Source organism: Afipia sp. MLSD5-FHT05B12 (assembly GCF_058793355.1).
Window position 1 is genome coordinate 68,828 of record NZ_JBXAFS010000001.1, and the last position, 11,674, is coordinate 80,501.

General features: G+C 55.2%; 9 protein-coding genes. 4 read left to right on the forward strand and 5 right to left on the reverse strand.

Going from position 1 to position 11,674, the window contains the following annotated elements; genetic code table 11:
• Positions 1–48: 48 nt before the first annotated feature.
• The 5 genes from AC1Q6J_RS00300 to AC1Q6J_RS00320 all read right to left on the reverse strand — a co-directional run bounded on the left by AC1Q6J_RS00300 (position 49) and on the right by AC1Q6J_RS00320 (position 5,483).
• Positions 49–1,212: a lactate 2-monooxygenase gene (locus tag AC1Q6J_RS00300; protein ID WP_492277320.1), complete on the reverse strand. Its 1,164-nt coding sequence runs from the start codon at positions 1,210–1,212 to the stop codon at positions 49–51.
• Positions 1,213–1,301: 89 nt separating this feature from the next.
• Complete coding sequence (gene panE, locus AC1Q6J_RS00305) at positions 1,302–2,237, reverse strand: 2-dehydropantoate 2-reductase (protein ID WP_492277321.1); 936 nt, start codon at positions 2,235–2,237, stop codon at positions 1,302–1,304.
• Positions 2,238–2,352: 115 nt separating this feature from the next.
• On the reverse strand, positions 2,353–3,564 hold the full coding sequence (locus AC1Q6J_RS00310) for an ABC transporter substrate-binding protein (RefSeq protein WP_492277322.1): 1,212 nt from the start codon (positions 3,562–3,564) through the stop codon (positions 2,353–2,355).
• Between the two features lie 262 nt (positions 3,565–3,826).
• Positions 3,827–4,618: a class II aldolase/adducin family protein gene (locus AC1Q6J_RS00315; protein ID WP_492277323.1), complete on the reverse strand. Its 792-nt coding sequence runs from the start codon at positions 4,616–4,618 to the stop codon at positions 3,827–3,829.
• Positions 4,619–4,661: 43 nt separating this feature from the next.
• Positions 4,662–5,483: a class II aldolase/adducin family protein gene (locus AC1Q6J_RS00320; RefSeq protein ID WP_492277324.1), complete on the reverse strand. Its 822-nt coding sequence runs from the start codon at positions 5,481–5,483 to the stop codon at positions 4,662–4,664.
• Between the two features lie 625 nt (positions 5,484–6,108).
• On the opposite strand from AC1Q6J_RS00320, the gene AC1Q6J_RS00325 reads away from it, so the two are divergent.
• The 4 genes from AC1Q6J_RS00325 to AC1Q6J_RS00340 all read left to right on the forward strand — a co-directional run bounded on the left by AC1Q6J_RS00325 (position 6,109) and on the right by AC1Q6J_RS00340 (position 11,617).
• A complete protein-coding gene (locus AC1Q6J_RS00325) occupies positions 6,109–7,314 on the forward strand; it encodes an ABC transporter substrate-binding protein (protein WP_492277325.1) in 1,206 nt (401 codons plus the stop codon).
• 108 nt (positions 7,315–7,422) lie between these two features.
• Complete coding sequence (locus AC1Q6J_RS00330; protein ID WP_492277326.1) at positions 7,423–9,246, forward strand: AMP-binding protein; 1,824 nt, start codon at positions 7,423–7,425, stop codon at positions 9,244–9,246.
• A 740-nt stretch (positions 9,247–9,986) separates the two neighbouring features.
• Positions 9,987–10,502 (forward strand): RNA polymerase sigma factor, encoded by a 516-nt coding sequence (locus tag AC1Q6J_RS00335; RefSeq protein ID WP_492277327.1) that lies wholly within the window; start codon positions 9,987–9,989, stop codon positions 10,500–10,502.
• A 134-nt stretch (positions 10,503–10,636) separates the two neighbouring features.
• The gene (locus tag AC1Q6J_RS00340; RefSeq protein ID WP_492277328.1) at positions 10,637–11,617 is read left to right on the forward strand and encodes a FecR family protein; all 981 of its coding nucleotides are present in this window, start codon (positions 10,637–10,639) and stop codon (positions 11,615–11,617) included.
• The last annotated feature ends 57 nt before the right edge of the window (positions 11,618–11,674 follow it).

The window sequence follows — 11,674 nt, forward strand, 5'->3', positions numbered from 1 at the left end:
TGTCAACTCCATGTAAATTGTGCGGGCACGATAGCGCCGCGACGCTGTCTATCGAAGCGCCATGAGTGACGAGGGCTTCAGATCGGCTATCCGCGGGTAGCCATCGACAGCCATCAGCAGGTCCGCCTCTGCCAGGATAGATCGCAGGACGTGAACAATGCCGTCGACACCATCGAGGGCCAGACCATAAGCATAAGGCCGGCCGATACCCACTGCGGTTGCGCCCAGAGCGAGCGCTTTGACAACGTCTGTTCCCGAACGCACACCGGAATCAAACAAAACCGGCGTAGTGCCTGACGCCTTCACGATACCCGGCAAGAGGTCTACGGCAGCAATCCCGCCGTTAGCCTGACGGCCGCCGTGATTTGAGCAATAAATTCCGTCGACGCCTCCGTCGATTGCTCGTCTGGCGTCATCGGGATGGCAGATGCCTTTCACGATTAGCGGTAGCCTCGTCAGCGACCGCAGCCACGGCAGATCTTCCCATTTCAGGGGATTACCGAAGATTTTGCCCCAGCCCATCACGGCCGCCTGTGGATCTTCCTCAGGAGGCCTTGCGAGAGAGGCGCGAAATACCGGGTCCGAGAAATAATTGCCGAGAGCATGCCCCCGTAGTTGCGGAAAATTGGATTGATTGAGATCGCGCGGACGCCATCCCGTGATCCACGTGTCCAGCGTCACTACAAGTCCCTTAAATCCCGCAGCCTCCGCCCGATGAACCAGACTCTCGGCAACCGCGCGGTCGGTCGGAGTATAGAGCTGGAAGAAGCCCGGTGTATCGCCGAATTCGCGCGCCACTATTTCCAGCGGATCATTGCTCAGTGTCGATGCGACCATGGGGACGCCGAGCTGCTGCGCGGCACGCGCTGTTGCGACATCACCATGCCCGTCTTGTGCGCACAGACCAATGACGCCGATCGGGCTCATGAATATTGGCGTGGGAAGCGACATTCCGAGAAGATTGATCGACAGGTCGCGCTTGTCGGCACCGACGAACATCCTCGGTATCAGACCCCAGTGTTCGAATGCACTGACATTGATATTCTGCGTATGCTCGTTGCCGCAGCCGCCAGCCACATAAGAGACAAGGCCCGGCGGCATCGCCGCATGGGCGCGCGCTTCAAGGTCGCTGAAATTGACCGGTAGCTTCGGTAGCCTTCCGCTCAGGCCGGCCCTATAAATCTCCATCTGGTAGTCGCCGTAGTGTGCCAATTACTTCTCCGCATCTTTTTAAGCGATCGGGCAGCTTCATCTGACCGCTTATCCGCAGAACAATTATGCATTCGCATCGGGCGTCCGGATCACCGGGCGGCGACCGCCTCGCGGGCATGACGCGCCTCATACGATTTCACGTGTGCGTAGGCAGTTCTGAGCAATGGAGTAGCCACGTCTCCTCCATTGCGCTCCAGCAGGTCGCCGAGGATATGGTCGCCCTCGGTTGGGGCGCCTCGCTCAATATCCCGCAACATCGAAGCCGTGAGAGGCGAACCCGGCATCGTAAACAGCGAACGCATACGTTCGATATAGGGTCCGCGCGGTTTGTAGCCCTGCTTTGTCGCGATGCCAATGCACTCGTCGAGCAGCTTCATCACGACGTCGGACGCGGCGGCAGTCACTGTATCGCCGATCGAAGCCCGCAGCAGGCAAGTCGCGCCCGCGACCGTCGCGATGAAGACCCACTTCTCCCACATCTCATGCAAGATGCTGTCGCTCGCCTGAGCCACAAAATTAGCGTCAGATAGTGCTTTGACAATTGCTTCTCGATGTTCCGATGCAGCGCCGTTCTGCTCACCGAAACTCAGTGTATGCAATTCCACCAGGTGCTCGATGTGACCATCAGCTGAGAGCGTCGCCGAGATGGCGCACTGGCCCCCGAAAACTTTCCTCTCGCCGAAGCGCACGTTCAATATGTCAAGATGGCGCATTCCGTTCAACAAGGGGATAATGACAGTGTCATCGCCAACCGCCGGAGCGAAGGATTCGATCGCGCCATCGAGATCGAATGCCTTGCAGCTCAAGAGAATGAGATCGAACGGCTTCGTCAACTTATCCGCCGTGACAGTTGGCGGAGAGGACAAGTGAAGATCACCGAACACGCTTTTTACGGAAAGCCCATTTTTTGCAAGAGCCTCGGCTCGCTTTGGCCTTACAAGAAATGTGACGTCGCGACCTGCAGCAATCAATCTCGCGCCGAAATATCCACCCAGCGCTCCTGCTCCGATGACTAGTATACGCAAGTTCATCTCCTCCTAAATCTCAAATGCCGCTCCGCGCGACGATTTTCCACGTGCGAATGTCGCTGGAGTTACCTGATTTGCTACTCCAGCGATTTTGTTTCCCGAACGTCAGCGATCAGTCCGCGGCGCTCACAACGCCTCCGAATGGCACCCAGCTTCGGCCATTGAACTCCTGAAGCTGTAGCCCGAGATAGGCCTGGTTGTTGGTCGGACTCGTATTGATTTTCAGACCTCGAGCCGCCAGTGTTGGGGAGAAATTCTTGATATTGAGAGCTTGCTTCATAATATTCTCGCGACTCAAATCGTTTCCACACTGCTCCAGCAATTTTTTCAGAATTTCTCCCTGAGCAAAGCCGTAAAGGTAGAATCCTTCCGAGGGGTCGGCAACGGGCAGGTACTTAGCCAGAATTGTTCGATAGTTCTTCACCGCGGGATCATCGGTCCAGGTTGGATCTGTTGGGTCCTTCAGGAAGGTGCTGGTAGTTATGCCCTTTGAGTTATCGAGGCCAGCTGGAGTCAGGGCGCTGGCGACAGAACTGGCCGCAACATTGATGACCATCAGCGGATTCCAGCCGATTTCGCGAATCTTGCGTATGGTTTGCGCACCGAACTTCGGCGATCCAGCGAAGAAAAATGCCTCTGCCCCGCTGCTCTTGAGGGTGACGATCTGGGAATCAATCGTTGGGTCGGTTACTTCGTAGGCTTTGGCAACGACCCGTTTATCGTAATCATCCTTCAGAAACGAACGAACGCCGCCGACGAGATCTTTTCCCATATCGTCATTCTGGTAGAGAATGGCGATGCGCGCCTTAGGCAGCTTTTCATTGATGAACTTCGCGTAGACTTTGCCTTCCGTATTGTAGCTCGGCATGGCCGTCGTCGTGTACGGATAAGTGGCATGGTCCGTAAACTTGTCGCCTCCTGTCACGACAAAGAGCTGAGGCACTTTGTTGATGTTCATGTACTTTAAGTTTGCCGAAATGGCCGCCGTGCCCAGTGGGCTGAAGATGAACGCCACCCCGTCGCTCTCCACGAGCTTGCGATTCTGTTCAACTGATTTTCCGGGTGTGTAGGCATCGTCGAGCGCGATGAGTTTGATCTTGCGTCCGTTGATGCCACCCGTGTCGTTGATGTGGTCGACGTAAACCATCAGCCCCTTACCCACGTTTCCCAGCGCGGACGCGGGACCGCTAAATGGAAATGTCGAACCTACCTTGATTTCTGTTGCAGTCACGCCAGGCATCTCCTGGGCATTCGCAACTTGCAACGGCAGCGCAGGCAGCAAGGCCAGAACTGCACCAGCGAACAAAAAATTTCTCGGTATCATCTATGTCTCCCTCTGTTGATGGCGCCCTTAACGCCAGATAGCGTTTCCCGTTTGAATCCCGCATCTTGGTCGATGAGGTTGTTGTCATTTTCAAGCGTGTCTGGAACAAGCGTGTGGCTCTCGTCGCTTCCTAAATCCTCCTAAAGTTAGTGAAGACCTACTGCGCGCATCAGCATGACACGGCTATTTCCTGCGGACTGACTACCTGAGGGGAGTGTTGACGAGGGGAGTCAGGCCGACGCATATGGTCCGCGCCTTTCATTTAATCCCTGTAAGGCGCGTTCCTTGCGTCGAGTTCGCGGCGATAAGCAAGAAACGAATCTTCGCCAAAGGATGATTTTTCGTCGAAACCTTTGGCGACCTCGCTTTGCATCTGACGCTGGGTTCGCCGCAGCACCTCTTCAGACAGAGGACGCAAGTTGGCGCCAAATGCCGCCGCCGTCACCTGCACCTCGCACGCGCGTTGAAGTATCGTCATCCGAAATAGCGCCTCAGCGGCTGTAAGGCCGCAGGTTAGCAAGCCATGATGTCGAAGGATCATGAAGTTCTTGTCACCCAGCGATTTGACCAGTCGCTCTCGTTCACCGAGATCTGTCGAGATCCCTTCAAAATCGTGATAGGCGACCTGCTCAAAAAGCATCGCTCCATAGAAATTGTGCGGCGACAATCCCTCTTCGGTACATGCGACAGCTACGCCCGCGGTCGTATGTGTATGGGCAACAAAGTGCGTGTCCGGCCGTTCCGCATGAACAGCAGAATGAATCGTGAAGCCCGGCGCGTTCACACGTCCCGGAGTATCGTCGACTTTATTTCCCTCTAGATCAATCTTGATAAGATTGGACGCTTTGACTTCATTGTACGCCAAGCCAAACGAGTTGATCAGGAAATGGCGGTCTGGACCCGGCACTCGAGCCGTGATGTGATTGTAGATATGTTCGCACCAGCCGTGATCATAAAAAATATGATAGAGAGCAGCGAGATCTTCGCGGACAATCCGTTCATCAGCCGCCATCGCGGTGCGACCGATGCTCTCCGGCGATGTCTGAATGTTCATTTGTTCCTCGCTGATTTTTTGTTGATTTGGATGTCTGCGTCAATCAATCCAACAGGTCCGGCTGCTCCTTGACGATTTTGGCGTACAGCGTTTGAAACTGGAACCAGCCGGTGGTCGGCGAGCCGAGAACATTAAAAGCCTGCTGTGCCGAGTTATCGGATATTAATTTGAGCGGCTGATTGGTACGTGCCGCAGCGGCTTCAGCGAGAAGTTGGACTTGGCACGATCTTTCCATGGTGATGAACCACCAAACAGCCTCGTCAACTGTTTGACCGACGGTCAACAGACCATGGTTTTGGAGGATCGCGGCCTTGTGCCGTCCCAATGCCTGCACGATCTGCTGACCCTCGCTTAGCTCTACGGCAACTCCACCATAGTCCTCATAAAGCGCATGGTCGTTGTAGAAGGCACATGCGTCCTGTGAAATGGGATCGAGCTTGCGGCCCAGAGCAGCAAATGCGCGTCCGTAGGTTGAATGAGAGTGGGCTGCTCCAACGGACTCCGGCCGTGCCGCGTGAACGCTGGAATGAATAGCGAAAGCGGCGGCGTTCACGGGATGATTTCCCTCGACAACATTCCCGGTGTGATCGACGCGAATGAGATTGGAGGCCTTGATCTGACTGAAGCTCATACCAAAACCGTTGACCCAGAATGTGTCGGTAAATTCCGGGTCCCGGGCGGTGATATGGCCGGCAACGCCTTCATCAAATCCGAATTTTGAAAACAGCCGAAAACCTGCTGCTAGGCGCTCTTTTCGATGCTGCCGCTCCTCGGCGACGGTAGAAAAGACGGGTGGTTGCGGTAACCCCCGGCCGATCTTTTTGGCTGCGTCTGCTTCTTGACCATGTTGGTAGGGAGCGTTCATTAAGTCCTCCGATCGGCTTCAACGTCAGGCCGACTTTTCTTCCAAATCGTTGGCGAAAAGTCGGATCTCGATTGACGGCGAAGCTGGGGCATAAGAACCGGACCTACAATTGAGTTATTTTCCCTGCTCCTGAGAATATCTCAACGGGAAGGGCATGGTTCTCGCGTCCAGAGCAATCTGGGTTCGTGCGTTACTAGATGCCGTGGGTCTCGCCGGCTGACCCCGCAATCGGCCATTTTCCCGACTTTGAAAACTTCTCAACGAAAAGCGCTGTGCTGAGATGAAAGTTCTGTATCAGAACTGTTATATCATATAATGAGAGCTCAGACTGGATATACGTTTCGCAGTGCGGATTTATAACTATTTCTATCGATGAAGTTTGGCATATCGGCCGTTCGACGATTGACGAATTCCAAAAAAGAACTTTAAGTCAATTCAGCTAGAAGTCATTCCAGAGGCTGATCGCAAGTTGACAACAGTGCTTTGAATGAAACGCAAGGGTGCGGAACTAGCGCGGGACTTATTTAGTAATCGATCCCGACGAGTCCGTTGCGCGTTCTTTCCGAAGCTAAGCAAAGAAAACAAGCAACGTGTGCAAGGCTCAGTGCCGCCAAGGAGGAAAACCATGAATACCAAGTTCGGCATATTCGCCGCGTGTTTGAGTCTGTCGCTGATCACTGCACCTGCTATGGCTGCAGACCAGCCCGGGGTCACTGCTACCGAAATCAAGATCGGGGCGATCTTTCCCTTCAGCGGTCCAGCGTCATCAATAGGCCTCGTCGGAAGAGGCGTCTTGGCCTATACGCAATACATCAATGATCGCGGCGGCATTAACGGTCGCAAAATAAATTATATCGCAATGGACGACTCCTTCAGCCCGCCGAAGGCGGTTGAGCATGCGCGCAAGCTCGTTGAAAGCGATGAAATCTCCTTCATGTTCAGCCAACTGGGCACACCGGGTATCTCTGCGACTGCGAGATATCTGACCACTAGAGGCATTCCATCAATTTCGATCGTCAGCGGCTCCAGCAAGTTTACCGTTGTGGCCGACTACCCGCTCACAACGACGGGTCTGGTGAGTTATCAGATCGAGGGGCGAATCTACGCGAAGTATCTCAATAAAACTTTTCCCGGCAAAAAATACGCGATTTTGTATCAGAACGACGATCTCGGAAAAGATTATGTGAGCGCCTTCAAGTCATTCTTCAAGGATGATTTTGACAAGCGCATTGTTACAGCTCACTACGAGGTCTCGGAGCCGACTGTCGACTCGCAGGTTGTGAATCTCAAGAGCACGGGCGCCGATGCGCTCTTTATCGCGGGCACGCCGAAGTTTGCGGCGCAAGCGATCCGCAAGACCGCGGAGCTCGGCTGGAAAACTCAAATCGTTCTCAATTTCCCATCGAGCTCAATCGGCGGCACATTGAAGCCTGCCGGTCTGGAGAATTCGATTGGCGTGGTCGCTGGTACGATGAATAAAGATCCCACCGATCCCAAGTGGGAGAATGATGAGGGGATCAAAGCCTACAAGGCTTTCTTCGACAAATATCTGCAGGGTGCAGATTACCAGAACGGCAGTTACCAGACGGGATATGTGCAAGGTAAAATCCTTGAACAGATACTTCTTAAGTGCGGTAACGATCTCTCGCGTGCCAATATCATTAAACAGGCCAAATCGCTTAAGAACGAAGTGGTGCCGACCATATTTTCCGGAATCGTCGTTAATACGAGCGAATCCAGCAACATGAATTGGACGCAGTTGCAATTGCAGCGCTGGAATGGGCGCAGTTGGGAGCAGTTTGGCGGCGTCCTCGACGACAAGTCCGACTAAGGCAAGAGGGCCAGCGCCTGCGCGCGCGTTTCTCTGCTCTGCCTGGAGGCGCGTGCTGCTCATTTACGATGTTTCGTTGCCTCCTCGTGGTTAGGTGTAGCCAAACTCATGACTGTTAAATTGACGCCCAGTACCGCGCAGGGGCCGCGCTTTGCGCCGCGAGTAGTCGATATCGAGAAACGCGATGACGGCACACTCATTTTGAGATCGCCGATCGCATTCGCGAATCCGGAATGGACGATTCTGGATTTTCTTCCGGCGTGGGCGGAGAAGGCACCGGAACGGACGTTTCTTTCTCAGCGTGGCAGCAACGGTACGTGGGAAAAAGTGTCCTACGTCGAGATGTGGAAACGCGTGCAATCTGTCGGTCAATCGCTGCTGGATCAGGGTGCGAGGGGTGGAGACAAGCTTGCGATCCTTTCGGGGAACTCAATAGAGCACGCAGTGATTATGTTCGCCGCGATGTCCGTTGGCTTGGTAGTAGCTCCGATCTCGCCCAACTATTCGATTTTGCCCGGCGGCCTGGCCCGCCTGCAGGATATCAGCCAGGTTCTCCAGCCATCGTTCGTGTTCGTGCAAGACAGTGATGCTTACGCTGGCGCCCGCGCGATTCCGGAGTTGACGCGCGCGACCTGGATTGCGGCCGATAAGAAAACCGGGTCGTTGTCAATTGAATCGCTCTATAAAACAGCGCCCGGTGTTTCGTTCGAGAAGGCGTTTCGCTCGATCGACAAGAACGCGCCGGCCAAGATCTTGTTCACGTCTGGTTCGACAGGACTCCCGAAGGGCGTGATCAATACGCATCTGATGATGTCCAGTGCGCTCGAGATGGGATCGTTGCTCGTTTTGCCGCGCGAAGCGCCGGTTCAGGTCGAGTGGCTCCCTTGGCATCATACGATGGGAAGCAACATCATCCTTCACGGCATACTAAAGAACGGCGGCACGCTTTATATCGACGATGGCCGACCGGTTCCGCAGTTGTTCCACAAGACCATTGCTAACCTGAAGGAAATATCGCCGTCCGCCATGTTCAACGTGCCGGCCGGCTATACGTTGCTTTGCGAGGCGCTGGAGGTTGATGCGGATTTGCGAGCGAGCTTCTTCCGGCACATTGACCGGATCAGTTATGCGGGCTCTGCGATCTCTCGAACGACACTGGACAAGCTGTACCAGTTGGCGATGGCTACGACCGGCTGGCGTATTCCTGTGATGTCTGGCTACGGCGCCACAGAAACTGCGCCAACGATCAGCACCACGCATTGGGCAACAGAAGAGCCGGGCGAACTCGGATTACCCGCGCCAGGTGTGGAATTAAAGCTGATCCCTGTTGGCGATACATATGAAGTGCGGGTCCGGGGTCCCAATGTGACCCCTGGGTATCTCGGACGGCCAGAAGCAACGGCTGCGGCCTTTGATGACGAAGGATTTTATCGCGTAGGCGACACGGTCTCGTTCCTTGATCCAGCTCATCCACATACGGGTCTGCGATTTACGGGTCGGCTTTCCGAGAATTTCAAGCTCGCAAACGGAACGTGGGTAGTAGTCGGAAATCTACGTGCGGCAGTGTTGGCGGCGACACATGGTGTCTTGCAGGATGCCGTCATTGCCGGGGAGAATCGTGGATCATGCGCGGTACTCGGCTGGCTGAACCCTGTCAGAGCAAAAGAGTATGCCGCTGATGGAGCCGAGAACCTGGCAAGTGACCCCGGCGTGATCGCTTTTCTGCAGCAATGTTTCAGAGCACACAACGCGAGCGTTGGAAGCAGTGATCGCATTCGCATCCTCACGCTTCTTGAAGAGCCTCCTTCACTCGCAGCGGGAGAGATTACCGACAAAGCTTACGTCAACCAACGTGCCGTATTAAGCCATAGAGCACCGCGCGTTGAGCTGCTGTATTCATCCGAGCGCTACGATCAGATTATTGTTGTTTAGATACAATGCGGAGCCAAAAACTAGCGTTGGCACGACGATCGTTTTAATCCTCACTTCTGGGTTGAGCAGCATGGTTATTGAAAGCTGCGGCGCTTTGCTTGCAGCGTCCCGTCGCTCTTGTCAGTAGTTCGTCGCCCGAACCGCTTGATATCGGTATCGCGCGGGCGAGTAACAGTGCGCCCAGCATACGGCAAACCAAATCCACCGCCTCGCCTCGCGTATCAGGAGTGTCGGGCAATCGGTTGGCGACTGAAACAATCATGCGCTCGGCTTGCTGGATATGGGAAGGCACGTAGTGGCCAAGTAAAACTTGATGAGAGATTCAGTTGATCGGTTCATCTGGCAACGCCTGCTTCGATGGCAACATCTATCAGGGCCTGATTCGTGACACGGTACGAACCCCCAAGGTCCGATCTGAAAATTAAGTTTCCGTACAGGAGAGATGGATGAGGAAAATACCTATCTCCACCACATGCGCGGTAGTCACGTTTGGAGCGCCGCCAAAGACCTTGCCGGGATTGGATCGGCCAGGAATATTGGAAGGTAGCAGCTTCCAAACACGAGAGCGCTACGGATCGGGCGGAAACGCTCTGGCAAGTCGATTCTGCGCCTGGCTTTGATCTTCTCTCTAGAGCCAATCTAAATCATTGCGTTTGCAAGGAAAACGTGTCGCCGCTAATCGTAGCTTGAATGATCGTGCTGACTTTATTCAGTGATCAATTGATTGGTGTCGCGTTTGAATGAGTGATCTGGCGGGCAATCTGGCGGCGCTCTATGCTGACGAACAGGGGCGGCTTCAACGCTTCCTGATGGGACGCGGGATATCGGCGAGTGCGGCAGCCGATATCGTTCAGGATGCATTCCTCCGGCTTCTTCGTGCTCCGCGCGAGGATATACGCGACCTTCGCGGCTATTTGTTCCGGACGACCGGCAATCTCGTCGTCGACCGGGCCCGTCAGCAGCGGCGCAACGCGCTCGGAGATCCTGTCGGACTGGACGAGACGATTGCTGATTCGGCTCCGCTTCCCGATGCTGTCCTGATTTCCCGGGAAGAGCTTTTGGCGTTGCATGCGGCGCTGAGCGAACTGCCACCACGTACACGCGAGGTGCTGATTCTCCACAAGTTCGAAGACCTGAGCTATATCGAGATCGCTGGTCGTCTGGACATAGCCAAGAACACGGTCATGGTGCATATGGTGAAGGCGCTGGCCTCCCTCCGAAGCCGCTTTGGCGAGATTTCCTCGCCGGGCGGCTAATTGATCTCACGCTTACCAACGTCTCTCTTAATAGTTGGGGGGGTGCATGAATCTCCACGCGAGGGATTCCTCGGGAAAACCTGCGGAACATGATCTGGAAGTCTCGGCCCGCGCGCTGCATCATTTGAGGCTGCATGGACAGGAACGACGCCCCCTCGGTGGATGATCAGGCGGTCCAATGGTTCGTTCTCCTGCGGGATGACGAGGCGACCGCCGTTGACCGCGCCGCATTCGCGGAATGGCTTGCCGCCGATCCGGCTCACGGGACCGCATGGCGCTCGATCGAACGCATGTGGGGCGGACTCGATGCCGCCGCTCCGAAAGTGTTGCCCAGTCGTGGCGGCTCTCTTCAGAAGAAGAGGCGTAAATCGCGGACGAAATCGCCACGCCGCCGCGCCGGTGCCGCGAAGGGCGTGGCCGCTTCCATTGTCCTGCTGATAGCGGCTGGAATTGGCTGGCAGATGATGCCGGCCGGCCTGTTCGCTGACTATCGGACAACGATCGGTGAGCGGCGCATGATCACGCTGCAAGATGGCTCGGAAGTTGAGTTGGGAGCCGCCACGGCCATTGACGTTGCGTTCAGCGCGAATGAGCGCCGGATTAAACTGCTGACAGGAGAGGCGTTCTTCACGGTTACGAAAGATCCGGAACGGCCTTTCATTGTCGCCGCTGGGAATGGCGAGGTGAAAGTTCTCGGCACGGCGTTTGACGTCAAGATTGCCGATGAAGTCATGGTCGCCGTGACCAGCAATACTGTCCAGGTGCGCAATGCGACAAGTTCACCCGTGAAGGTTTTGGCTGGTCAGGCTGTTCGCTATGACGTGAACAGGGTTTCCACCGTTACAGCGGCCGATCTTGATGCGGTCCAGGCCTGGCGGCAGGATCAGATCGTCTTCCGGGATGTTCCGCTGGATGCCGTGCTTGCCGAGCTCGGGCGGTATCGCCGCGGTTCGATTGTGCTATTGGGCAAATCGCTCGGCAGACGGCACGTCACCGCCGTCTTTGAAGCAAAAAACGGCGACGCAGCACTTGATACCATCGCTCAGTCCCTGTCGCTGCGGATTTACCGCGCGACCGACTTGCTGACTGTACTTATTCCAAACAGCGGTCCGTAAAAATTCCCGCGCTCGACTAACTGCTTTTCCTCCTCCCATCGTCTTCAACGCAGGACA

Excerpts from the sequence above, each read along its gene's own strand:
- AC1Q6J_RS00330 (WP_492277326.1), top strand. The coding sequence starts at position 7,423 with ATGACTGTTAAATTGACGCCCAGTACCGCGCAGGGGCCGCGCTTTGCG.
- AC1Q6J_RS00340 (WP_492277328.1), top strand. The coding sequence starts at position 10,637 with ATGGACAGGAACGACGCCCCCTCGGTGGATGATCAGGCGGTCCAATGG.
- AC1Q6J_RS00335 (WP_492277327.1), top strand. The coding sequence starts at position 9,987 with ATGAGTGATCTGGCGGGCAATCTGGCGGCGCTCTATGCTGACGAACAG.
- AC1Q6J_RS00310 (WP_492277322.1), bottom strand. The coding sequence starts at position 3,564 with ATGATACCGAGAAATTTTTTGTTCGCTGGTGCAGTTCTGGCCTTGCTG.
- AC1Q6J_RS00320 (WP_492277324.1), bottom strand. The coding sequence starts at position 5,483 with ATGAACGCTCCCTACCAACATGGTCAAGAAGCAGACGCAGCCAAAAAG.
- AC1Q6J_RS00315 (WP_492277323.1), bottom strand. The coding sequence starts at position 4,618 with ATGAACATTCAGACATCGCCGGAGAGCATCGGTCGCACCGCGATGGCG.
- AC1Q6J_RS00325 (WP_492277325.1), top strand. The coding sequence starts at position 6,109 with ATGAATACCAAGTTCGGCATATTCGCCGCGTGTTTGAGTCTGTCGCTG.